Below are 24,073 nucleotides of genomic sequence, written 5' to 3' on the forward strand. Positions count from 1 at the left end.
CATTCATATTGAATGATAAAGAAAAGGGCGCTAATAATTGCGCCCTTTTTTAATTACAAGTTTTTATCAGCAGTACATTAATGGCGAGTATAGATGATCTTCTTAGTGTCATTCTCGCAAGTGCCTACCACTTTACCTTCTGTTTGTGCAACTTGGTCGTTTTCAACGACAGTTAAAGTAAAGTTAGCTGCGGGCACACCGTTATTAACGATTTTTTGTTGAATAGATTCAACGACTTCATCACAACCTGCATTTGCTGCTAAAGGGGCAAATGCTACGAGGGTTGCCATTACTGCAAAGATATATTTTTTCATATTACATTCTCCTTGTTTTACAACGCAAAACATCACTGTTTTACACGATTTTCTTATGGATTAACAGGGCGCCCAGTATTACTGTCTAAACAACGGCGGGTTTCAGGCTCCCAATAAGCGTAGACATTTGCACTTTTCAGACAAGCATCTCGCTCATCAATGGCTTTATCTACTTTATTAAATTCAATTTTTTCTCGCTGATTGACTTGAGTCCGAAGCTCACGCTTTTGATCCCAGTCTTCTTTCAGTTGTCGAGCTTGTTCTTTATCTAAGACATTGTCATAGCCATTACCATTAATGGTTACATTGGTAGAGGCGGCAATAGAAGAAAAAGAAGACACAGATAAACCAAGAAATAAGGAGAACAATACGGTTCTTACCGTTGGTTTCTTAGTTAGTGTATTGATCATAGTTGCTATCCTCTAAAGTTATGTCGCTATTACTGTCAATGACTATTATATCTTAATAATTATAGCTGATGCCTTAATAAAAAATGAGTTTTCAGTGCGTTTAGTTTTGACGATGAACACTTAACCCGGCAAATGATTGACTAACGGGCATCATTTCTAAGGTATTAATATTAACATGGGCAGGTAATGTTGCTGTCCAATACACGGCTTCTGCAACATCTTCTGGGGTTAACGCATTTGCATTTGCATACGTTTGTTCAACTTTGTCGCTATCACCTTTAAAACGAACTAATGAGAACTCGGTACCACCAACAAGGCCAGGTTCAATATCGGTAACACGTACCTTTTTACCTTGTAGATCAGCTCGTAACCCTAAGCTAAATTGTTTAACAAAAGCTTTAGTTGCCCCATAAACATTACCTCCCATATAAGGCCAGGATGCAGCGGTTGAGCTAATATTAATGATATGGCCTTTGTTTCTTTCCACCATCAAAGGAAGAATGGCACGAGTAACATGAACAAGACCTTTATTATTCGTCTCGATCATCGTATCCCAATCATCGAGACTGGCTTTATCTGCGGTGTTTAAGCCTAACGCTAAACCAGCGTTATTCACTAACACATCGATTTCGCGCCATTTTTCAGGTAATTGAGTGTAAACCTCACTAACGGCTTTTTTATCTGTAACATCTAACTGTAATGGATAAAATTGCTCACCTAATTCTTTATGTAAGTTGTTAAGCTTATCTAAACGGCGAGCAGTACCAATAACTTTGTGTCCATGGCTGATAAAATGACGAGCAATGGCTTCACCAAAGCCAGCAGAAGCACCCGTGATAAAAATAATCATTTAATTACCCTCGATAGTTATAATAATTGAAAGTAAAAGGCTATCACTAAAAAGAGTCAAGTTTAAAAGTAAGGATTGTGATAAATCAGCCTAAAAACAAGGTTCTTTTATGATGTGAAAGATTTTTATCTTTAATAGTAACTTGTATTTTTGTTTTTAACTGACAGAACAAGAGGTGTTTATTTAGTCAATTTTTGATTAAAAAATAAGGGAGACAAAGAGAATGCCTTGCATCACGGCAAAACAAATAAACTAAGTAAAAATAGGGCGATAATAATAATGATACTGCCAATTACGGCAATTACCAAGGTGGGTGATAAAAGAAAACAGAAGTAACACAAAATAAGGGTCACTACGATATGAATCAAATCACTAAACGACTTATATAAAACGACGGCAGTTTTTTTTAATTGAAAGAGAAACGATTTATTCATATCACACCAAAATAAATGCAGATTATCTGATTGTGACTCGTTGCTAGACTGAGCCGAAATAATGAAGACCCAGTCTAGCAGAGAATAAGGATAGAAAGGTTATTTTTTACCAACTTGATGGCCAATAACGCCACCTAAAACACCACCGCCAATAGTACCCAATGCACTACCGTCAGTTAAAATAGCGCCACCAATAGCACCTGCACCGGCTCCAATTGCTGTATTACGGTCGCGTTTTGTCATGCTGGAACAGCCAGCAAGAGAAAAAAGTAGAACAGAAGCGACACACAGTGTTCCAATCTTTTTTAGCATGATATTCATTTTTATAAACTCCAAAATAAAGGACAATATAAAGATATCGTTATCGTATTCATACAAGCATCAGAATATTCGGGAACACAAAAAGGGAATAGTCTTAAAATGAGTTGTTATTGATAACACATATTTTAAATGCATTTTATAAAAATAAATTTTATTATCTCTATTATTATTTGATGTTCAGAATAAAGCATCAATGTATTATGTCATTTACATGAGTTAACGTAACAATATGATATTGATAAATAAATTAAAAGCACTCTCTTCACAGTTTGCATCAGGCTATTTTGGTGTTGTATTAGGGATGATTGGTACGGGAATGGCATGGCGCTATGCAGCTAAAGAGCATAATTATCCAGCTTATATTGGTGAAATATTTATTGGTGTGGGTTGCTTGGTTTGGTTAATGCTTACGCTGTTTTTGCTTAGTAAATGGCTATTTCATCGACAAGCAATTCTTAATGAAATTAAACATCCGGTTGCCAGTGGATTTACTAGTTTATTTCCCGCAACGACAGTCTTAGTCTCGATAGGACTAAGCCCATATTTACCTTTATTTTCTTTGATACTGTTTAGCATCGGAGCTATTGCCCAGCTTGGGTATTCCAGTTGGTTGATTGGTTATCAATGGAAGGGTGAATATCCTAAAATGGCGACCACACCAGTGTTATATTTACCAACTGTCGCTAATAACTTTATCTGTGCCATGGCATGTGGTGCATTTGGTTTTAATGATTTGGGTATTTTATTTTTTGGGGCTGGCGTATTTTCGTGGTTAAGTTTAGAACCTGCTATTTTAAAAAGAATACGTAGTGAAGGATTAATGGATGAAAAATCACGGCTATCATTTGGTATTCAATTAGCACCCGCTTTGGTTGCCTGTAGTGCTTATTTGGCTATCAACGACAACCATATCGATTTCTTCGCAAAAATGTTATTAGGTTATGGGTTATTACAACTCTTATTTATGATGAGATTAATTCCTTGGTTTGTGAAACAACCGTTTTCATTACCATTTTGGAGTTTTTCTTTTGGTGTTTCAGCATTAGCAAAAGCCTCATTAAATATGAGCATGACATCTAATAGTCATTTTATGCAGTTATTATCAATGGCTTTATTTGTTTTTGCTAATGCCATTATTTTATTACTTATTTTTCATTCATTATTATGGGTTTTTAAAGGATTGAAACAATTATATAGCCCTTCTAAAGTGGTATGAATATCACATAAAAAAGGAGAAGAGCCTAAGTAAAAAATTAGGCTCTTTTTGTTTAATACAGGGAATAATCAAAAAAATAAGTTAGAAATCTAATATTATCATGTATTAAATTCTAATAGGCTTCCTGCTTAAAATAGCGACAGTATTACCGATAAACATGGCAGAGTAATATAAAGGAACATAAATCAAACCTAACGCAACCATCATAATACCAATCGATAACATCAATGCCACTGTGGGATCTGGTGATGTTAATTCTAAAAACCCTTTATCTAATCCAGTTAAAAATACTTTTTCTTGTAATCTTGCATATAACCATGAAGCACCTACAAGAACAGAGCCAAACCAAAAACTTAACCAACATAATGCAGAAGTAAAAGACATCATATTACTTTTCATTATTTATTTTCCTTGTCAAATAAAGCACACAATGAGTAATGATATTTTTATAAAGATAAGATTTTAAATTATAGCGATAAATTGAAATAGATAAATACACATATAGGTAAATAACTCATTAATATTTAAAAAATGTGACATTATTAATTATCTATTTATTTTTAAATTTCTTATTAAATATTTCTACGCATAAAGAAATATCATTAATAACAATCACTTTTGAAGATAATTCAGGGTGGTTATTAAAGAAAGCATCTAAACGTTTATCATATTGCTTTGAAAAGCAAAGAAGTTCCCACGTATTCACTAATGTTTCTTTAGGTAATTGGCGCTTAATTCTATTAATAAATAAACGCTTTATTAAGTAATTAACACGTTTCCAATAAGGAATGTCTATTCTAAAAATAACAGTGCAGTCATTAAGAAAGGGTAATAAACGTTTGTCGTAAGCACCTTCAACGACCCATTTATCTGTTTCTCTAATAGCATTTACTTGAGATGTTATAAAATTCTCACTATTTTTATGGAATTCATCTCCAGTCATATCCCAATAAATGGCATCAAACGGATATACAGGTAAAGATAATGCGATAGCGAGTTCTTTAGATAGCGTTGTTTTCCCTGCGCCAGAAGGGCCCATAATGCAAATCTTCATTTCTTTTTCAATAAGTTGCTTTAAGATAAGAAGAGTATAAGGGGAAATAGGGCTAATAACGATGAAAAGAAAACTAGTCAAAAGAAATAAACGTTGGTTGATGGAAAAATATCACCTTTCACAACAACTATTTGCACCACTAACAGTTATTTTAAAAGAAAGTGAATTAGAGTCACAAGCAAATCGATATTATCGCTTATGGCGACGCGATTTAATTAAAGAAGATTGGCGCCATGCCACTTTTGAGGCTGGTGTTGTGACGGTGCCTCAATGTAGACATGATGGACGCGTGATTTATCACGATAAAATTTATAACAAAGAGTTAGTGCCATTAGAATACCAAGATCAATGGAAAGCATTTTGAAATTTATAAAGCCAGTAGAGTCAGAATAAAGCTAATTTATTGTTGATTATTAATGATTTAAAAAATAAAAGGGTAAAAAGACAGGTTTAGGTTAGATATGGATAAAATAAAACAGCAATACTACCAGCAACAGCAAGCTCTCGTTGATGACATACAAAAGGGCATTGCTTTAAATCGAGATTTACTAGTATTAAGGGAATTACTTTTATCCTATAAATACAATGGAATGACTCAAGATATAATGCGAGATTGTTTAAATCAATTACGAGTTATTGAGGATGAAGACACTATTTTAGACTTACTCGATTTTGTCGAAGGTTTTTGTTCCTTAGATTGGAAAATATATCCCTGAAAACTGAAAATATCTGTAGTATTTCTTTTTTTATTGTTTACCTCATATCATCTGTTTTTATCAAAACATAATTTTAGTAAATGCATGAGTTTCTATAATTAGATGTGATGTTTTGAATTATATTTTTTGATCTGATAAATAAAATAGCCTATTGCCAATGGAATAATAAATGGAATAATTAGGATAATGTAAAATATTATCCCACCTCTAGCACCTGAGTTATTAATATATTCATTAAAGGTATATTTTGAAAAATAGTGGAGCAGTATATTATCACTGCATCTTTTAGCAAATGGAAATAACGGAGTACAAAGGCAAGCATAAACAATCATTAAAATAAATTTATCTCCATGATCACTTAATGCATAAATCAAAGGGATAAAAATAAAAAGGCTAAGGAGTAGTTTTCCTAAAAAATCCCAACTTTTAACAAAAAGACGAATAGGGTGATTTTTTCTTTTTATCAATATGTTATGACGTGTTATTTTTTCTTTGGTATAATTTTTACCACTTCTACTCATTGAATTTCCCTGTAAAAGAAAATAAAACAGTCGTTAATTTATCTCTTATTATAAACATAATATACATATATTTTTATATATTAATGAGTTAAATATACAGGCTAGTAGAAACAGATAAAATATCATTAAAAAACCCGCCAACAGAAAACATAGCTGACGGGTATTTTTCAGAAAAATTAGAATGCTTGACGGAAAATCTCAATGATCTCTTTTTCATTACCTTTACGAGGATTAGAGAATGCATTACCGTCTTTAAGTGCCATTTCTGCCATATATGGAAAATCAGACTCTTTCACACCTAATTCACCTAAATGTTGCGGAATACCAATATCCGCAGATAGGCGAGCGATAGCTGCAATAGCGCGCTCTGCTGCATCCATCACTGATAACCCTGTGATATTTTCACCCATAAATTCAGCAATATCAGCAAATTTTTCTGGATTAGCAATCAGGTTATAACGCAGTACATGTGGTAATAGCACCGCATTAGCTACGCCATGAGGCATATCATATAAACCACCTAATTGGTGAGCCATTGCATGAACGTAACCAAGGTTAGCGTTATTAAATGCCATTCCTGCTAAAAGTGAAGCATAAGCCATATTTTCACGAGCTTTTAGGTTTGTCCCCAAGGCTACGGCTTGACGCAAGTTACGAGAAATTAAACGGATTGCTTGAATAGCTGAAGCGTCAGTGACGGGGTTTGCATCTTTAGAAATATAAGCTTCAACTGCGTGAGTTAACGCATCCATACCGGTTGCGGCAGTCAGTCCTGCTGGTTTACCAATCATTAACAGAGGATCGTTAATAGAAACGGAAGGGAGATTACGCCAGCTCACAATAACGAATTTGACTTTAGTTTTTGTGTTGGTCAGAACACAGTGGCGGGTGACTTCACTTGCTGTACCAGCAGTAGTATTTACGGCAATAATAGGTGGCAGTGGATTTGTTAGTGTTTCAATACCTGCATAATTGTAAAGATCACCTTCATGAGTAGCTGCAATACCGATACCTTTACCACAGTCATGTGGACTACCGCCACCTACTGTAATTATCATGTCACATTGTTCTTTACGGAACATTGCAAGACCTTCAAGCACATTAGTGTCTTTTGGGTTAGGCTCTGTGCCATCAAATACGACAACATCAATACCCGCTTCTTTTAGATAACCAATAGTTTTATCTACGGCGCCATCTTTTATTGCTCTTAGGCCTTTATCCGTTACCAGCAGGGCTTTTTTACCCCCCAATAGTTTGCAACGTTCGCCAACAACAGAGATAGCACCAGGACCAAAAAAGTTAACATTCGGTACCAAGTAATCAAACATACGATAGCTCATGATAAACCTTCCAATATCAGATTATTATTCAGATAAATTAAAGTATTAGTGCATTCTCACCTCATTGATTGTTAAGTCAAGAGAGGTAGCTCATCAATGAGATGAATCGATTCGTTTAACTTTGGTTGGTTTGATATAAGTCAACAGGATATGCTTTCTTTGAGGAAAGGTGATCCATCTAATCTCTGCTAGAGTTTCTAAATATCTTGGCAAAAAAAGGAATATAAGAAGCAATATTAGGAACTTTAAGCTAAAACCAAATAGCTTGAGGTATAAGGTAAAAGGAATGCGTAGACGATAAAACACCCGCAAGCAGGTGTTTTATTATGTTATATGTGGTAAGCGTTGTTTATTCGTCGAAGTACCAATATCCTTGATTGATAAATTCGGTTAATTCTGCAACGAAGGCTGGAACCATCAATGCTTCACCGAGTTCATCTGCTCCAACTTCCGTAAACTGACACAGCGCATCTGCGCCTTTTGTTTCTTTGGTAGCCCAAGCTTCTGTATTCACAAAGAAATTATCTTCGATATGTAGGACGCGCAGTCCGCTTAGTCGGATCAATTTTTCACCATCATTCAGCGCGCTTAATACTTCTTCTGGCTGATATGGTGGTTCTGCAGGGGCAATGTCCAGTTCATGGCGTGGAGTGGTAGCAAAACGACCTAACCATTGTTCAAAATCACCAGGTTTATTGATCATTTCAATCATCATGGCGCGTAGGCGTTCAACTTCGTGAGCTTCCATTCTTCCTGCATTGTCGCGTACTGTCAGATTAGGATCGCTATAATTTATTCCACCTAGATCTTGTTCCAGTGCGTAATCTGCAAAACTGCTCAGCAAATCACGGCCATTTGGTCCACGAAAGCCGACAGAATAGTTCATGGTATCTTCGAAAGTGAAGCCATCGTGAGGGAATCCAGGTGGAATATACAGAATATCTCCCGGTGCCATTTCTACATCAATAATGGGCTCAAATGGATCAACATGCAGTAATGCAGGATGAGGGCAGAACTGGCGCATTGGTAGGGCATCACCTACACGCCAGCGACGACGACCCATTCCTTGAATGATAAAAACATCATAGTTATCAATATGTGGTCCGACACCACCTCCGGGTACTGAATAGGAGATCATTAGATCATCAAGACGCCATTCTGGCAACACACGGAATGGTTTCACCAACTCAGCTGACGGCATATGCCAATGGTTGACAGCCTGTACCAGTAGTGACCATCCTTTTTCGCCTAATTCGCTGTAATCTTCAAATGGACCATGGCTTGCCTGCCATTTGTTGTCTGTGAGGCTGACAAGACGACTGTCAACTTCTGGCTCCATTGCCAAACCAGCTAATTCATCTGGAGTAATAGGATCGACAAAATTAGGAAATGCATTTTTCAATACAACAGGTTTTTTTTGCCAGTATTTTTCTAAAAATTCAGGCCAGTTAAGATTCAGTTTGTTAACCATGTGACCACATCTGTGTAAAGGAATAAGCTGGTAATTATAGAAGTAATGTGTGGTTATATTTTTGTTTGGCATCAAATGCCAGTCAATAACACTTATCAGAATAAGATCAGCGATGGGAGTTTGATATGGAAAATGAAAACATCAAAGGTCATCATTGGATTGGTGTTTTTACTTCTGATAATGGAATTGCTGAAATGGATTTTACTGAAGTCGTGATATCCAAAAAGATTTTATTAAAACCCTTAGTGAAGTGGTATCTGAAGAAAAGACAGAAAACCTATATTCAAGACTTAGAAAAAGCATTGGCGAATAAGCCTTAAGTTAAGAATGAACCAACATAATCAACCAGACCAAAACAGAGATTTAAGAGCCTATCTGTATTTAGATACCAAGATTCGCATAATGTATATTATGTTAAATTGAATATAATAACCAATAACCATCATGAGATGGATCCTTTCAAGGATTTAGCTTTAAAACCCTCTTGCCTCAGATACGTGTTAAGAAATGTATTATCTAACTCTATTGATTAATTTAAGAATTCATTTGATTAACTAGCCAACGATGAATTATTTGAACAATATATATTTGCTCTTCATCCGTTAATTGACGATGTTTTTCTATACCATGCCAGGTTTTTAAACATCCTCGACAACAAGTCGCCGTGGCATGCTGAGCAATAAACACAGGATGTCCTCGCATTGGAGTTTGCTTACCATCATTTTTGGGTTCTTCAGCAGCTAAGCGTTTTTGAATAAAATCTAAAGCGTGTTGATCGATAGTATCAGGGCCTTTATCAATACAGTATTGTCGCTCTTTTGGCCCTAATTTAAACTTTTGTCGAAAAGTTGATTTGGATAATCTGTTAAATAAAAGATCTACATTATTCATTAAATTTTCCACCTAAAACAATGATCGTACGCTTATAGTACATAGCTTACAATGACATATGTTTTAGTTTATTACCCAAACATTGATGGTAAATAAAATTACTAAATGTGGTTATCTCCTATCACCATGAAGAGAATAAAACGCTTCATTGGATAAGTACCCTTACCTGTTCACTCATCATATATTTCTGACAAAGTCATCAAAGTAATAGTTGTAGCGTCGAATAATAGATTGTTCAGCACAAACATTCGATCTTTATCAATATTTTTATATATTTAGCGTTAGATACTCAGAGGTAGAACATGTTTCAATGATCAGTTTTTTAATCTTATCGATAACATCATCATGTTTTCCTCCAATACGATTACCTATCATTAATTCGTAGCAAGGCATATTAACTGGCGGTTCAAACACGACCATTCCTGTTAATTTAGCAATGGCTAATGCAGCATGAGATGGAATGGTTGTTAATAAATAATTACCTGATAGCAAAAATGGTACAGCAGAAAAATGTGTCGTAGAAACCTTTATCTTTCGCTTTAGTCCTAATGGTTTTAGTGCCTCATCCACTACCCCCACAAATCCCCCAGACGACACTAATAAATGAGGATAATCGGCATATTGTTCAATAGTTTGAGGTAATGGATTTTTTTTATCTGTAATGCAAAGATAATTACCTTTGCCTAAACGATGTATTTTTATGAGATGAGATGCTATACCGCCGGCAGTTATGGCTAAATCAATTTGATGCTGTAAGAGCATATCCTGTACAACACGCGAGTGTGTTTGCCGATAAATAACATGAATTCCTGGTAATGCATCATTAATTGTATCTAATAGCTGCTTACCAATCGAAATTTCATAATCATCTGATAATCCAATCGTAATGGTTCTTCCTTCAAAATAATTTTTGGGTACAGCATAAGCTACCACTAAACGACATTGACTTAATGCGCTCTCGATTATCGGCGCTAACTCATTAGCGTATGGCGAAGGTTTTAACCCCCTTCCTGTTCTTTCAAATAGAGGATCGTGAAAAATAACTCTTAATTTTGATAATGATGCACTAACCGCAGATTGAGTTAAACCTAGCCTAATTGCTGCCCTTGTCGCACTACCTTCTTCAAATAGCGCTTCAAATATTTTCATTAAATTTAAATCAACTGACTCGATATCAATTTTATTCATATTAGATAGTCTCTATTTACTGTTGAAGATTTTAGGCTATATCTTCATCATAATAACAACTTTCACATAGAGATTCATTTTATCTATTATTGAAAAATATTTTCATAATAAACAAGTAGTAATGAAATCACTATTTGTTCTAAGTAATAAACAGGAATACGTAATGTACCAATATAAGATATTACTATTATTAATATCTTTCTCTTGTTGCTTTTTATGCAGTGCTTCATATGCCATGAAGGAAATCACACTGGATTGTATGAATAAAGGGGAAGTTATTATTTTTCATACTAATTACAAAATCAGCACACTGAAAAATAATAATGAATTTTATGTATCACCAGGCTCGCAAACAAAAATGATAAATGGTGTGAAATATAGCCTATACCCTTTTTTAAATGGAGATATGTATATTAATCAAATAGATAATAGCCAGTTTCATCTGATTATGTTTCATGATGGAGAACGTATCCAATGTCAGTCAGTGAAATCTAAAAATATCTCGATCACTAACCTTCCCATTGTTAAATAAAAACTGAATACTATGAATAAAAAGATAATCACCCCTATAATTGCTATTCCTTTAATCGCCCTAATCTCTGCCACGACACTTTATGCTAATGAAGAAAAGCCGATTATTTCTGCTGGTAGTTGGGTGCTAATGTCTTATGAAACAGGAGAAATATTAGTTGGACAAGAAGGGACAAAACATATTGAACCAGCAAGTTTAGTCAAATTAATGACATCATATTTGGTAGCAAAATCAACATCATTAGGTTATATCAAAAATGAAGATGTCGTTATTATAGATAAAGAAGCATGGGCTTATGCTAATCCCGTTTTAAATGGTTCGCCATTAATGTTTCTTAAGGCTGGTGAACAGGTCGATGTGGCTTCTCTGAAAAAAGGATTAATGATCCAATCCGCTAATGATGCCGCAATTGCACTCGCGAAGTATATGGCCAATAGTCAAGATGGCTTTGTTGAATTAATGAATAAAACCGCCAAAGATATTGGCATGACAAATTCTATTTTTCAAAATGTACATGGATTAAATGCAGGTAATCAATACACTTCTGCCTCAGATATGGCATATTTAGCCAAACAATTAATTAAAGATTCGCCTAATGATTACCAATTATATAAAGAGGCTACGTTCTCACATAATGGAATTAAGCAGTACAATCGCAATAAACTTTTATATCAAAGCAAACTTGATGTTGATGGATTAATAACAGGAACAACATCCTATAATAAATATCATATTGTTTCATCAGCCACAAACAATCATATTAGATATATTGCTGTTGTATTAGATGCAGATTCATCCGCAACAAGATTTAATGAGGCGGATAAATTACTGTCTTGGGGGTTCGATAATTACACTGTTTATAAACCAGATCTTACAAATACCATACCTGTGCGAGTTTGGTACGGTGATAAAACAGAAATGCAAGTGACTTATCCCGAAGGTACTGCGATAGATATAAAAAAGAAAGATATAGATAAAATAAAAATTAACTTTATATTTAACGATAACTATATTTCAGCCCCTATTAATAAAGGAGATGTTGTTGGCTATGCTGAATTTCTTGTTGATGATAAACAAATAGCAACAAAAGAATTAATTTCCACCGAACGTATTGAAAAAGGTAATTTTTTTAATGATATTTGGGGTTTTATCTTGCAAATAATAGATAAGCTAATTGAAGACATTAAGGTTGTTATCAACTCGTAAAAAATAAAGAATATAATTAAACGGTATTCATCGTGATCTGGCTTTACCGTTTAATTTGAAAAATTGAGATTTAGAGGGAAGTAATATTACATAAATTATAAGTTGAAATATTACAAGTAATACCCTCTCTATTCTTCTTTATAAATTGAAACAGATGTGAAATTTCGAGGGAATTTTTCGTTCATGTTCATCATTTCCGGAAATACCCTAAATTCCAGCCTAATTTTATTATTGGATTTAAATCTAAACCTATAAATGTAAGATGGTAAATTTGTTAATTCTTTCAAACGCATTCCATTGGGCGCTTTGATCGCAACATAAGTATCTTCAAAGATACTATCAAAAGCTAAATCGAGTGAGTCAAAATCATTTTGCTTAAAGTCTGTGATAGTGAAATTATTTATATCTAATGACAAACTGGCATAAATCCACCCTAATTCCCTATTTTTTCTATAAAAATTTGTGGAAGCAAGTTTATTGTTATAACGCATCCATTTTAAAATTCCCATTTTAGGCTCAACATGAATATATCTACCAAATAGAGGTTCTGCTTCCGTTAATTCTTTTTCTTTATTCATAACGTTAAGAATTTGAGCAAGGATATCTAAAATAATTTTCCTATCATCAGCCGTAAATTGTTTATTTATGCTTTCGCTCTCTTTTTGTTGATGGATGGCGAGATCAGATGTATTAGTTTGCTTGGCTCCAACGTTTAACGAAAAAAATAGCATTAGAGTAAAAACACCAAAATTTTTAGTCATATGATTACCTCTTATACTTCACTAACATATTGGGTGATATTTTTATGATTTATCATAACTAATCATTAAAGGAATAAGTTTCATAACTATATTATAAACATAAAAATAAAGAATATTTATTTAAGTGTGAGCCTGTTATCAACTTACTAGTCGGATTTGTTTAATTCTATTGTTAATGACCTAAAAATCACAAAAAAAACACGCTAGTGTCAGTTATTTCCTATATTCAATTCAATTAGCCTACTTTACGCTGATACATATATTTAATGTGAAAATAAATATTTATAAACGGAAATTAATTATTTTTATTTATATTGTGCGAGGATGAATATGAGAATTGTACTTGCTTTGATCTTGAGTTCAACACTCTTGCTCTCTGGTTGTTCTGCCTTCCTTTTTAGCTTAGGTAGTAATCCAGAAATGTCACTGAGTAATGTAAAGTTGATGGAAAATACCACTAAACTAAAAGTGCCAGCTATACCGCCAGGAACAAAAGATGGTGAATATTTACGTTATTATCCAGGTGGGCAATTAAAATATAAGTCATGGGTAACTAAAGGTTGTTATGACCGTTACGTTAATGCTTATTATGAAAATGGTAAACTACAAATGGTCATACCATTGAAAAATTGTGAAGTTAATGGTGTGGTAAAAAGTTATCAGACTAATGGTAACATATACAGTGAAATCGCTATGCGTAATGGCTTACCTCATGGTGCTTTTAAATATTATCATAACACACCTAAAAATAACGTTAATTTGCAGGGATATATGGAGAACAGAGCTCTTATTGGCGTCATTACTCAATATGATGAAAACGGAAAAGTTATTAACAAAGGTCAGGTGTTAGATGGTAAGGTTAAAATCTTAAAATAATCTAATTTAATTAAGCTACCGGCTTTTTATTATTAGTGAAAGCCGGTTTTTTGTTTTATAACTCAAATTCGCGTTATTCCTTTTTTATATTAAAGTAGAACATCAACGCTTTATAACCTTTCTCGCTGATAGTCACTTCTCTATATCCTTGATGTCGTGTTAACCACGCTTGCGCTTCTGCATAATGAAGAAAAGCAGTACCAATTTTCCCACCCAAATGAAAACGACGTTCACTCCAATCCAAACATGGACAGCAAATATTGTGTGAATGCTTTGCTTGAAATTCAATACCCATATTTTTAAATCGCTCAATACCTAGCGTTGTAATAGCACGGCCGTCTTCTGTTATCCATTTTTGCTGGCAAAGAGAATCATAAATATTAACGGCCACTTCACCTGCTAAATGATTATAACAAGTTCTTGCTTTTCTTAGATTTTTCGGCGTTGTGATTTTTGCTTGTGAAATATGGTCAGTTGAAAAGCTCATTAATTTTTCAATAACTTTTGCAATTTCATCGTTAGCTAATCGGAAATAACGATATTTACCTTGGGATATTACAGAAATTAGACCACTATTCAGTAATTTTGATAAATGGCTACTGGCTGTAGAAGCAGAAATATCAGCCACAACACCCAACTCAGTAGCTGTCCACGCCCTTCCATCCATCAATGCACAAAGTATTTTGACTCTAGAAATATCAGATATCGCTGCACCAACAGTAGCTATTGCGGATTCTACCGTGTGCTGATATTCCGATTTTATCTCAGATTTAGCCATTTAAAAATTGAGCCTTTTAGTAGCATGTCATGAATGGTGTAATAACGTTATTGTAGCAAGATCGGGAGCCTATTTAATTACAGACTTTCTGTATCAAATGAATATTCGCGGGCCAAAGAAGCAATACTAATTTTATAGAAATCGAAAATAGACTCTCGACCTTCTTGTTGCGCACTTTTATGTGAAATATTTTTCTTCCATTGCAAAACAGCTTCTTCATTTTCCCACCAAGAAAGTGATAATAATTTTCCTTCGGTTGATAAACTTTGAAAACGCTCTATTGAAATAAACCCCTCAACATCTGTTAGTAATGGTTTTAAATCGGCAGCTAAAGATAAATAACGATCCTGTTTTCCTAGTTTAATTTTTACTTCAAATATCACGGCAATCATTAGTGCTCTCCTTTATTGGTTTATAGTGAGTGTATTGATAAAAAATAAACAACACTTCGCTCATTGTTGAAATGAGAGCAATTATCGATTTGTAAAATAAAGCAGAAAGATACTATGAACATCTTCTGATGAAACTAAATCTTCTGATGTGATTGACAAAGTTTTTTCACTAATAATGCTGTTGCACCTCCAATTCCACCTATAACAGTGCCAAGTATTAATAGATAGATAAGTCCTGTATAATTACTTAAATTTATTCCCATAAGAGGAATAGTAAACATAATAGCGATAGCAGGAGCTAATGAAGCATGCAGAATGGTTCGTTTATTTATTAAATAACCAGCTAAACAACCACAAAAAAATAATAAAACATAAAAGATAATGTTTACAAGATACAGCATTTCCACGCCTGGTTGAGGATCTTTAAATATATAGTTAGTTATAATCTGCAAAATATATCTTGTGAATACAAAAAAAATTATACAAATTACATAGTTAAACCATAATCTATTTTTTAAGGGAACCTTAGCCATTTTATCAATCCTCTCCACATAGATAAGTGACCATCATCGAGATAGCAAAGACCACTGACTTAAGGTGTACTTAATGCTGTGCCTTGTGGCCGAGGCTCTAAGATAATTAAAGATCCATAAAATCATCATGCTCTGAATAATAGTTAAGTGCATTAACTAAATCATCTAATGTTGCAGATGGTTTTTGTTCTAATGCTAAATCAATAACATCCGCAAACTGCTGACCAGAATATAAATAAACGAGATGATTCATTTGTACAATATTTGGGTAGATTTCGTTATCGCTATCATCAACGTCAGGATAATCTGCAATAAAATACTGCTGCCCTATTTTTAATTTATCTTCAATATCATCTTCGCCGTATAAACAAAAATTATCATCTCGCGACTCAATTTGTTTCATTGCCAATATAAGATCTGTTAGGTGGTATTGGTGATCTTTTTGCAACATATATAGACTCTCAGTAAATTTAACAGCAAATTATTACTAATAGCGTACAACGTTTATAGAGATCTGCACTATAACTTAGTCTTATTTTCGTGAGAATTGGACACATAAAACCCCTAAAATAACCAAACCAATCCCTAAGATCTTACTCAATGGAATAGAGTTTTGGCTCATACCAAACCAACCAAATTGTTCAATTAAAGCAGAAATAATCAGTTGCCCTGCAATCACCATCACAAAAAAGGTCGTACTACCAATTTTAGGCACTAGAATTAAAGCAGACGTTAAATAAAGCATACCTGCAATACCGCCAAACCAGATCCAAATAGGTTGACTAAAAAGCTCAGTGCTGAAATTAGGCTTAGGAACTTTAAAAATAAATAAGAGTGGAATTAAAACCGCAATACTGATTAACAGCGATATTGCACTTGCCCATAAAGGATGGCCTAATTGGCGTGCTAATATAGCATTACTGGCGGCTTGAATGGGCACTACTGCACCAGCAAGTAAAGCCAAAGCAGCAAGTAAAAGCCCAGATAATGAAAGTGTTGACATAATAACCTCTTAATTAATTACGGATGAAAATAAATTAAGGGGATGTTAATCAATGATGTTATTTTGAGGAAATGAACAATTTTATAAGGCACTATTCGTGATATGAATAATTTACGGAAACTAGATTTAAATCAATTGGTTACTCTTTTTTATCTATTACGAGAACGCCATGTGAGTCGTGCAGCAGAGCGATTACATAAAAGTCAGCCAACGGTAAGCCATACTCTCAATAACTTAAGAGAGTTATTTCAAGATCCGCTTTTAGTGAGAAAAAATGGGCAATATCAATTAACCAGTAAAGCGGAATCACTTTATCAACCGCTGACTCAAGCATTGGAACAACTCGATAATCTTATTGCACAACAAGACTTTCAGCCGAAGGATTGTAAAAGACGATTTAATATTGCGATGTCTGATTATGGTGCAACGCTAATTTCAACCAAGTTAATTCATTATTTACATACTCATGCACCTGATGTTGATTTAAAAATTTGGCACAGTAGCCGAGAAGAAATGCAAAGTAAGCTAAATGAAGGAAGTTTAGATTTAGCATTTGGGGTGTTTAATATTTTCGATAATACATTACGTTCAAAATCTATTTTTACTGATAAAATGGTCAGTGTGGTCGATAAAACGGTGTATCCCGAAAAAACAATAAATCTAACAGAATGGCTGTTATCACCCCATATTTTAGTCAGTATGAAACCGTTCGATGCCAATGAAATAGACCATCAACTTCAATTAATACATCAACAACGCCGCATTGCGGTTACAGTACCTTATTGGCAAATTGCTCCTCAATTATTAGAAAATACCGATTTAATATTAACTATTGCTGAAAAAGCGATCCCTCAAGATATGCGCCAGAAATTTTCTATATTTGCCCCTCCCATTGATATTCCCGAATTAGAATTTCAGATGATCTGGCATCAACGTAGTGATAATGACAATGCGCTTAATTGGTTAAGAAATACCATTGTGGCGCTTTTAAAAGAAGAATAAAAAATCAAATTCTTCTTTTGGTTGGTCTTTATTTTCAAAGCAAACTCAATGTATTTACTCGTCCATTATCCCAATTAAAATGCACTAAACGCCCTGTGTTATCGAAAAAATACCACTGGTTAAACTCATGACGATAACTGGGTGTAAATTTTGTCGGCCACTTTAATTCAAAGCTACAGTGATTTTTATTATTGTATAAACGAAAGATCGTTAATTCATCTTTTTGCCAATCAATTAGTTTCGCTGTTCTTGACGTTAAATGAAAAGATTGCTGTTCTTCAATAGATTGAGTATTAGGCAGCTGTAAACGTTGGGTATAGTGTGAATTTGCTGATGTGAGCACGCATTTATCATGCTTTACACCATAATATGAGTTAGACATAAGATCATATTTTAATCCCTCATTTAAATGATGAGGCAGGTTTTCTCGTTGAGTTAATCGACGTTCAGGTAAAATATACGACCAGCGTTCTTTGGGTTCACTATTAATTAGCCAATGCTCAGTATCATTGTGGCGCAGAAGCTCAACAACATCACCATTCAAGGTATCTACATTCCAAACGATTTTAAAGTCACCTTTAGTATCAACAACCTGTACCGTATTATTAATGGCAATAGTCCAAAAAATACCATCAAAAATACGAGTAAAAACAGTGCATTTCAATGTACCAAGCTCTTGAATGGACTGTGTTGTGAGTGCTAATGAATTAATTTGGAAATAATCGCCTCTAGGTGCTAATAATAAAGCGCTTTGGTGGTTTTCTGCGATAACAATATGATAAGTTGGCGTTAAATTATACCAAATTTTTTTCCCTGCTTTATCGGTTAATAACACCCCAGATTCACCTAACGCAATAAGATATCGGTGATCACTTAAGGCAATCACATCATAAATTGCGTAAAGGCCTTGTTCGGGAATAGTCGCTGAAATAAAGTGATTTTGCGCATCTAATGAATAGCGTTTAGCCTCTGGAATATCACTATGAGGTATATCTGTTTTTAATAGTTTATTGGTACTTTTATGAATAAGTTGGCTAATTTCTTTTTTTTCTAGCACAGAATTAGCACCATATTGATCAACAATAATGGGTCGAATAAGTTGATTAATTAGTTGTTCTGTTAATTTAGTCTGCTTAGGTAATGCTAATAGCTCTCTTGCTAAAATGGCGCGTTGAATAGTTGCAAGAGGATCGTTACATGTCTTTTTAATATCACTTTGATATAAATGGAAAGTATCAGGTAATAAAAATATTGATTTCACAAGACTGCGTAGGCTTAATTCTCCACCAGCTTGATAGGCAATTTCTAACCAATGCTTGGCTTTATTGTGGCTGTCCTCATTGTTTAATTGCCAGATAACATCGATAGCTTGTAAATAATCTTCACAGTCCACCAGATATTCAGCCCACTCTTCACGCATTTTATCTGCAATATCAGGATGTTTTTCTTGTAACTGTAATACGACGTAGGAAAAAGTATTGTGTAGGCGAGCATAAATAACAGCAGAATCAATATCGCCCGCTAAGCAATATAAACGAATAATACGATCAGGCCGCATTCCCCACATCCGCGCCAGTTCCGCAGCATGTTGATAGCGCTGAAAGCTTTCTAAATAACTCAGTGCTTCTTCTTTTTCTTGTAACAATTCAGCGAGAACAAATAGTGCTTCTTCATTACAACCAGCTTTATCTAGCTTTATAAACTGTTGACGATAAAGTTGTTTTAAATAATTTTGCAGTTCATCTCCAAAATAAAGACTTTTACGCCCTTGTTGATTGGCTGATATTTCCAGTTTATTTCGCCCTTTTAATCTCCCCAAATAAGGTGAAGGCGTTGTTTCTTGGTTTTCTTGATATTGACTAAGCGGAATACCATGGCGCAATGCTTGATCGACATTACCGTCTTCAAACATTTTCATCATTTTTTTAATGTAATCAGCCTGCTGTTTACTCATTACAGACGCTAAGCCGCTTTTTACTGAGAGTTTATTTAGCCAGCGTTGCCATGGGGATAATTGAATTGTTTTTTCAGGCGAATAAGGCATAGCTTCATGATTTTGAGGTGTCAGAAGTTTATTAATGATTTTCTGAGTCAGTGATAATGACGTTTTTACGCGAGGTGTCTGTGTTTGAGACGATGACGAAGTATTTTCAAATACCGTTTTTATAAATTGTTTTTGTTTATCATCTGCCAGTGGAATATTGTCACCTATAATCGTTCTAATATTTTTCTCTTCTGACAAGGCTTGGGGTTTTATTTCATACAGACTGGCGTAGTTATCTGTTTCTTCAAAATTAATCTCTTTTATATCGAGATAATTAGCAAGTGATAGAGGTTCAGCTTGTGAAAATAGAAGCGTTGTTACAACACCACTACGAACTAAAGCAAGATCTGCATAAGGCAGTTTTTTTATCTCATCATTATCTAAAGGTGCTGTGCTATAAAGGCGACCGTAACGAATTAAAGGCCATCCTTCAATGGATGAGCAATTCACCGTTTTATTTTCAGTAAAACAGAGAACATCCCCTTGTTCGAATCGATAAATACGACAATTAGCTTGCCAATGTTTTATTAAATAAGTCAGCCGTTGAGTCTCGTTAAACCAGTCATTCGGCAGCCATAAACCTTCGATTTGACGATATCCTAATAACATTGGATGACGAATATAATCATTATGCATTTTGGATATCACCTTCTTGTGCAATGGTATACAGATTTAGGCGTAATTGTTTTTGGTATACATCATAAACAACGACTTGTGCATGATCCGTTAATGCAGCAAAAAGGCCTTTAGAGGGGCTAAATGAGTAACGTGTAAACGGATTATCTGCACGATATAAGATTTCTATCTCACCTTTTGAATAATTGGCAATATTTCGTTTGTTTGGGCTGATCATCAAAATATTTAAGGTGGTTAAATCTTCTTCTGAGGAGCCATCGAGTGTTGGATAAAAAAGCCCTATACCTTGCCATCCTTGAGGTAAATCTATTTGATAGCCATAAACCTCATCAATTTCCATATTATAAACATGCCAACTTTGTCGATTAGTGCCTAATGAAATGGCGCAAGATACGGATTTAGAACCATCAGTATATTTATGGCGATAAGCAAATAAGACAGCTCTTTGATAGGAAATAAATTGAGTAAAATAGAGTCGATGTTGGTATTTATTTCGAGAAAAGTCTGCACCAGTAACCATTTGGACTAATTCACTACTGCCATTGAGATAAATATACACAAGTAGGTTGTCTGCTATTTTCTCTATGCCAAGGACTTTCTCTTCAACAATCTTAAAGCTATTTTTTTCTTCAGCATAAATATTGGATGAGAAAGCGACTAACCGCCTTGCTCTATCATGAACAAATAAACTGGTATATTCTCGATTAGATAAATAAGCACTGGTAAGCGTATTACCTCGCCCAATACCCGCAGAGAACTCTTCATCGGAAGGTCGAGGTATATAAGAGAGTTTGGGTAATTGCCAAAAATAGAGGCCATTGTTATTGGAAAGTAATGCACCTACCTTTTTCCCATGACACTGTAACGCTAAAATAGTGTAACCATCAGGATATATTTGGTATACAAACGTTTTTTTAAGTGAACTGTTTGGATTTAATCTATTGAGCGGTGGGATTTTAATAACCATTAATCCGGGTTTACCTAATAAAGTGACACCAACCGCACTACCATGAAATGAGATAACGGGTGAAAACATCAGTGATATTTTGTGTTCATGTTGATGTGTATTTTGCACAGAAGGCGGTCTTAATTGCCCTTTCAATAATTGTGAACTTAATGCTTTAGGTGGCGTTGGCAATACAATATGGCGTTGAAAATGAGGCGTGCGAATTTTGACATCAATCGTTTTATTGAAACAATCATCTGCCATTAATTCGATATGATGACTTGATGCAGTCTGTTTCAATATAAGTTGTTTTAATATAGATTGTTGATGAGCGCCCGTAACTAACCAAATCTCACCGTTTTGCACATCTATATCTTCAGCAATAACGTTTTGCCAATGTGTAATATTTTCGTTTAAAACAGGCGAATAAGTCCGACGTGTCAATAATTCGTATAGATCATTAATGCTGTTTAACGGCATTAATGGAATGATTGATTGCAACGTTCCCCACATTAATGTGCAACCCACTTTTTCTGCCCGTTGTGCCAGTATAATAAGCATTGCAATATGCACTAAGCGGCATTCACCTAGTTGCGAAATACCCGTATCAAAAAGTACGGTGATCTGATTTAAAGATTGTTGGGATTTATAGTTTGGTGCCAAAAAGAGATGTTCTGCATTAATGGCACGTCTCATAAATTCATCAGGCACTTCATCAGCCATTAACCATTCACTAAGTAGCAGGTTCTGATAATCCCCTTTACGCTGTATTTGCCCTATACCATCTTGTTCAGGTAAACCACCGAGTTGCTTTCCCTGTACAGGACCTAATGCACGACTTAGACGTTGTAATAGATCAGAAAAGGCAGGAATTAATTCAGGATCTAACCAGCTAAGCCAAGTTTGCCAAGGTTGTAGCGCTTTGGGCAACGTGGTGGGTTGTGTTGTGGGTAATGACATGATGATAAACCGATCCTTGTATCACATTATATTTCACTCAAAACACAATTGGGTGAGTGTATCCCGTAGCGTTGGTGTTAACGTCCACTGATTATCTAAAGGGATCACCGTTTGAGGTGATGGTAAAAGTAATAGTGGTTGGCGTTTAAAATGTTGCACTAAGGCTTGCTCCACCAGCCCATTAGGTAATAAAAGCTGTTGATGTATAGGGAGCCATAATTTTGCTGTTTCAGTAGACGGTGCGATCAGCGTTATATTTTCAGCCCAAGGTAAATCAGTCTGTTTTCCTAACACAATAAGCCGATGTTGACTGGTGATCACTTTTAGCCGTTGTTGCTGAACATCAGGTAAATGAATAATGCGCTCAATAAGCTGTTTAGCCGTTACACCTGTTGCAAACACCCCTTGTGGTTTAGTGGGCGTTGCATTAGGTTGCCAAGTCAGTGGAAATGTTAGGCTCATAATAAGTGACTAAACTGTATCGCTAATTGGGTACGTAATGTGGCAAGCTCTTCACTTAACATCTCTGTCGAAAAATTCGCATCTATTTCTCGTAACGTCAGTTCAATATCCGCTTTAGAAACAGGTTGTGCATTTAGAACATCTGTTGCTCTTTCAATTAAACGGTTCATACGAGATTGAGGTTGTAATGTTGCCTCTTCTACGGAGCTAAATAACCGAGAATTCATTGAAAGTGAAAGTTCTTGTCGTAAGATTTCACGTCCTTGTTGTTGCGCATCTTCAGTAGGCAGTACATACAGTAAAGGCCAGAGATCTTGCGCTGTCGCAATCTCTCGATTATTGAGTACGGTTGCGGCAGCAATAAGACGCTGAACACGAACAATACGTCTATCTGAAAGCGTGATTCCTGCATTTCTTAATGAACGCACAGCATTCGCAATTAACGGTCTGACTTGTGTTAAATCGACATTTTTCACTGCAAGGTGTAGTTCATCTAATCGCATAATATCGAGTTGCACTGAAAGTGGAGTCAAACTTGAGGCCCATCCGCCTTCAAGCATAGCTTCTAATTGGTGATTGGGTGCAGGATCTATAAAAAGATGAATAAGAAAGCGATCTGAGAATGCGGCAAGGTTTGGATCATCAGGCAAACTATTAGCAGCACCAATACACACTTTTAATGGACTAATAATATCGGTATGACCACGTTTAAATCGGCGTTCATTTAAAATACCTAATAAGGTGTTTAAAATCGCAGTCGATCCTAGAAAGACTTCATCAAGAAACACGATATCTGCTTCAGGTAACATTCCTGTGATATCGGTTTCAACTTTACCTTCTTTGAGTTTTTTGAGATCAACCGCCCCAAATAGCTCAGAAGGCTCGGTAAAGCGCCCTAAAAGATATTCGAAATATCGCCCACCCAATGTTTGAGAAACTCTACGTACAACAGCACTTTTTGCGGTTCCTGGAGGGCCAATAACTAGCAAATGCTCCTGAGCAACGGCAGCTAAAACAACTAACTCAGCAAGTTGTTCACGGCCAATCATACCTTGTGTTGAGCATTGTATAGCTTTACGAATGCTATCGATAATTCCATTTATATGTGATGTCATATGTTTATGCACAAATTAAGAGTTTAACGACGAGATACCTGCATTATGCTTGTTGCAAAAAAAGTATTACTTGAGCCACAAGCTGAAAGTAAAAGTGTAGA

General features: G+C 35.0%; 29 protein-coding genes. 8 read left to right on the top strand and 21 right to left on the bottom strand.

Features of this window, described 5'->3' with window-relative positions; genetic code table 11:
• Positions 1 to 77: 77 nt before the first annotated feature.
• The 4 genes from LW139_RS10065 to osmB all read right to left on the bottom strand — a co-directional run bounded on the left by LW139_RS10065 (position 78) and on the right by osmB (position 2,329).
• Complete coding sequence (locus LW139_RS10065) at positions 78 to 314, bottom strand: DUF1161 domain-containing protein (RefSeq protein ID WP_072068032.1); 237 nt, start codon at positions 312 to 314, stop codon at positions 78 to 80.
• A 53-nt stretch (positions 315 to 367) separates the two neighbouring features.
• Positions 368 to 724, bottom strand: coding sequence for a DUF1283 family protein (locus tag LW139_RS10070; protein WP_109408297.1), 357 nt, complete (start codon positions 722 to 724; stop codon positions 368 to 370).
• Between the two features lie 100 nt (positions 725 to 824).
• On the bottom strand, positions 825 to 1,574 hold the full coding sequence (ydfG, locus tag LW139_RS10075) for a bifunctional NADP-dependent 3-hydroxy acid dehydrogenase/3-hydroxypropionate dehydrogenase YdfG (RefSeq protein WP_109408296.1): 750 nt from the start codon (positions 1,572 to 1,574) through the stop codon (positions 825 to 827).
• A 533-nt stretch (positions 1,575 to 2,107) separates the two neighbouring features.
• Entirely contained in the window at positions 2,108 to 2,329 is a 222-nt protein-coding gene (gene osmB, locus LW139_RS10080) for an osmotically-inducible lipoprotein OsmB (RefSeq protein WP_166541286.1), read from the bottom strand.
• 229 nt (positions 2,330 to 2,558) lie between these two features.
• On the opposite strand from osmB, the gene tehA reads away from it, so the two are divergent.
• Entirely contained in the window at positions 2,559 to 3,545 is a 987-nt protein-coding gene (tehA, locus tag LW139_RS10085) for a dicarboxylate transporter/tellurite-resistance protein TehA (RefSeq protein ID WP_247851144.1), read from the top strand.
• Positions 3,546 to 3,650: 105 nt separating this feature from the next.
• Here the strand turns inward: tehA and LW139_RS10090 are convergent, their stop codons facing one another.
• Both LW139_RS10090 and LW139_RS10095 read right to left on the bottom strand, forming a co-directional pair.
• The gene (locus tag LW139_RS10090) at positions 3,651 to 3,944 is read right to left on the bottom strand and encodes a hypothetical protein (RefSeq protein WP_166541285.1); all 294 of its coding nucleotides are present in this window, start codon (positions 3,942 to 3,944) and stop codon (positions 3,651 to 3,653) included.
• A gap of 151 nt (positions 3,945 to 4,095) precedes the next feature.
• Positions 4,096 to 4,599, bottom strand: coding sequence for an AAA family ATPase (locus tag LW139_RS10095; protein WP_227336834.1), 504 nt, complete (start codon positions 4,597 to 4,599; stop codon positions 4,096 to 4,098).
• A gap of 61 nt (positions 4,600 to 4,660) precedes the next feature.
• Between LW139_RS10095 and LW139_RS10100 the strand changes: the two genes are divergently transcribed.
• Both LW139_RS10100 and LW139_RS10105 read left to right on the top strand, forming a co-directional pair.
• Positions 4,661 to 4,963 (top strand): hypothetical protein, encoded by a 303-nt coding sequence (locus LW139_RS10100; protein ID WP_247851145.1) that lies wholly within the window; start codon positions 4,661 to 4,663, stop codon positions 4,961 to 4,963.
• Positions 4,964 to 5,060: 97 nt separating this feature from the next.
• Positions 5,061 to 5,315 carry a hypothetical protein gene (locus LW139_RS10105; protein WP_166541095.1) on the top strand — a complete coding sequence of 85 codons (255 nt, stop codon included), beginning with the start codon at positions 5,061 to 5,063 and terminating at the stop codon, positions 5,313 to 5,315.
• Positions 5,316 to 5,413: 98 nt separating this feature from the next.
• On the opposite strand, the gene LW139_RS10110 is transcribed toward LW139_RS10105, so the two are convergent.
• The 3 genes from LW139_RS10110 to LW139_RS10120 form a co-directional block, all read right to left on the bottom strand.
• The gene (locus LW139_RS10110; RefSeq protein WP_227336836.1) at positions 5,414 to 5,836 is read right to left on the bottom strand and encodes a hypothetical protein; all 423 of its coding nucleotides are present in this window, start codon (positions 5,834 to 5,836) and stop codon (positions 5,414 to 5,416) included.
• 176 nt (positions 5,837 to 6,012) lie between these two features.
• Positions 6,013 to 7,176, bottom strand: a complete 1,164-nt coding sequence (dhaT, locus tag LW139_RS10115) for a 1,3-propanediol dehydrogenase (protein ID WP_088495650.1) — start codon at positions 7,174 to 7,176, stop codon at positions 6,013 to 6,015.
• Between the two features lie 349 nt (positions 7,177 to 7,525).
• Positions 7,526 to 8,647, bottom strand: coding sequence for a cupin domain-containing protein (locus tag LW139_RS10120; RefSeq protein WP_247851146.1), 1,122 nt, complete (start codon positions 8,645 to 8,647; stop codon positions 7,526 to 7,528).
• Between the two features lie 125 nt (positions 8,648 to 8,772).
• Here LW139_RS10120 and LW139_RS10125 point away from each other — a divergent pair, with 125 nt between their 5' ends.
• Positions 8,773 to 8,967, top strand: a complete 195-nt coding sequence (locus LW139_RS10125) for a hypothetical protein (protein ID WP_247851147.1) — start codon at positions 8,773 to 8,775, stop codon at positions 8,965 to 8,967.
• A gap of 214 nt (positions 8,968 to 9,181) precedes the next feature.
• Here the strand turns inward: LW139_RS10125 and LW139_RS10130 are convergent, their stop codons facing one another.
• Together LW139_RS10130 and LW139_RS10135 are read right to left on the bottom strand one after the other, a co-directional pair.
• On the bottom strand, positions 9,182 to 9,538 hold the full coding sequence (locus LW139_RS10130) for a DUF4186 domain-containing protein (protein ID WP_247851148.1): 357 nt from the start codon (positions 9,536 to 9,538) through the stop codon (positions 9,182 to 9,184).
• A gap of 267 nt (positions 9,539 to 9,805) precedes the next feature.
• Positions 9,806 to 10,726, bottom strand: coding sequence for a LysR family transcriptional regulator (locus LW139_RS10135; protein ID WP_166541278.1), 921 nt, complete (start codon positions 10,724 to 10,726; stop codon positions 9,806 to 9,808).
• Between the two features lie 163 nt (positions 10,727 to 10,889).
• Between LW139_RS10135 and LW139_RS10140 the strand changes: the two genes are divergently transcribed.
• Both LW139_RS10140 and LW139_RS10145 read left to right on the top strand, forming a co-directional pair.
• Positions 10,890 to 11,258 carry a hypothetical protein gene (locus tag LW139_RS10140; protein ID WP_166541277.1) on the top strand — a complete coding sequence of 123 codons (369 nt, stop codon included), beginning with the start codon at positions 10,890 to 10,892 and terminating at the stop codon, positions 11,256 to 11,258.
• 12 nt (positions 11,259 to 11,270) lie between these two features.
• Positions 11,271 to 12,464, top strand: coding sequence for a serine hydrolase (locus tag LW139_RS10145; protein WP_247851149.1), 1,194 nt, complete (start codon positions 11,271 to 11,273; stop codon positions 12,462 to 12,464).
• Positions 12,465 to 12,592: 128 nt separating this feature from the next.
• On the opposite strand, the gene LW139_RS10150 is transcribed toward LW139_RS10145, so the two are convergent.
• Positions 12,593 to 13,225 (bottom strand): hypothetical protein, encoded by a 633-nt coding sequence (locus LW139_RS10150; RefSeq protein WP_166541275.1) that lies wholly within the window; start codon positions 13,223 to 13,225, stop codon positions 12,593 to 12,595.
• A gap of 330 nt (positions 13,226 to 13,555) precedes the next feature.
• Between LW139_RS10150 and LW139_RS10155 the strand changes: the two genes are divergently transcribed.
• The gene (locus tag LW139_RS10155) at positions 13,556 to 14,101 is read left to right on the top strand and encodes a toxin-antitoxin system YwqK family antitoxin (protein ID WP_162556987.1); all 546 of its coding nucleotides are present in this window, start codon (positions 13,556 to 13,558) and stop codon (positions 14,099 to 14,101) included.
• A gap of 73 nt (positions 14,102 to 14,174) precedes the next feature.
• Here the strand turns inward: LW139_RS10155 and LW139_RS10160 are convergent, their stop codons facing one another.
• The 5 genes from LW139_RS10160 to LW139_RS10180 all read right to left on the bottom strand — a co-directional run bounded on the left by LW139_RS10160 (position 14,175) and on the right by LW139_RS10180 (position 16,807).
• A complete protein-coding gene (locus LW139_RS10160) occupies positions 14,175 to 14,879 on the bottom strand; it encodes an ArsR/SmtB family transcription factor (RefSeq protein WP_247851150.1) in 705 nt (234 codons plus the stop codon).
• Positions 14,880 to 14,956: 77 nt separating this feature from the next.
• A complete protein-coding gene (locus LW139_RS10165; RefSeq protein ID WP_166541273.1) occupies positions 14,957 to 15,271 on the bottom strand; it encodes an antibiotic biosynthesis monooxygenase family protein in 315 nt (104 codons plus the stop codon).
• 134 nt (positions 15,272 to 15,405) lie between these two features.
• Positions 15,406 to 15,804 (bottom strand): hypothetical protein, encoded by a 399-nt coding sequence (locus LW139_RS10170; RefSeq protein ID WP_166541272.1) that lies wholly within the window; start codon positions 15,802 to 15,804, stop codon positions 15,406 to 15,408.
• A gap of 106 nt (positions 15,805 to 15,910) precedes the next feature.
• Complete coding sequence (locus LW139_RS10175) at positions 15,911 to 16,255, bottom strand: DUF7716 domain-containing protein (protein ID WP_166541271.1); 345 nt, start codon at positions 16,253 to 16,255, stop codon at positions 15,911 to 15,913.
• Positions 16,256 to 16,336: 81 nt separating this feature from the next.
• Entirely contained in the window at positions 16,337 to 16,807 is a 471-nt protein-coding gene (locus LW139_RS10180) for a DMT family transporter (RefSeq protein WP_166541270.1), read from the bottom strand.
• 102 nt (positions 16,808 to 16,909) lie between these two features.
• Here LW139_RS10180 and LW139_RS10185 point away from each other — a divergent pair, with 102 nt between their 5' ends.
• Complete coding sequence (locus LW139_RS10185) at positions 16,910 to 17,809, top strand: LysR family transcriptional regulator (protein WP_166541269.1); 900 nt, start codon at positions 16,910 to 16,912, stop codon at positions 17,807 to 17,809.
• A gap of 34 nt (positions 17,810 to 17,843) precedes the next feature.
• Here LW139_RS10185 and LW139_RS10190 read toward each other — a convergent pair whose 3' ends face one another.
• From LW139_RS10190 to LW139_RS10205, 4 genes are read right to left on the bottom strand one after another with little or no spacing between them, the layout of a single operon-like run.
• A complete protein-coding gene (locus tag LW139_RS10190; RefSeq protein WP_247851151.1) occupies positions 17,844 to 20,489 on the bottom strand; it encodes a bpX6 domain-containing protein in 2,646 nt (881 codons plus the stop codon).
• The gene (locus tag LW139_RS10195; protein ID WP_247851152.1) at positions 20,482 to 22,395 is read right to left on the bottom strand and encodes a hypothetical protein; all 1,914 of its coding nucleotides are present in this window, start codon (positions 22,393 to 22,395) and stop codon (positions 20,482 to 20,484) included. Before LW139_RS10195 ends, LW139_RS10190 begins: the two co-directional genes overlap by 8 nt.
• A 33-nt stretch (positions 22,396 to 22,428) precedes the next feature.
• Entirely contained in the window at positions 22,429 to 22,857 is a 429-nt protein-coding gene (locus LW139_RS10200) for a hypothetical protein (RefSeq protein WP_247851153.1), read from the bottom strand.
• Positions 22,854 to 23,972, bottom strand: a complete 1,119-nt coding sequence (locus LW139_RS10205) for an AAA family ATPase (RefSeq protein WP_247851154.1) — start codon at positions 23,970 to 23,972, stop codon at positions 22,854 to 22,856. Before LW139_RS10205 ends, LW139_RS10200 begins: the two co-directional genes overlap by 4 nt.
• Positions 23,973 to 24,073 lie beyond the last annotated feature (101 nt).

Origin of the sequence: Proteus vulgaris (genome assembly GCF_023100685.1) — a bacterium.
Lineage (GTDB): Bacteria > Pseudomonadota > Gammaproteobacteria > Enterobacterales > Enterobacteriaceae > Proteus.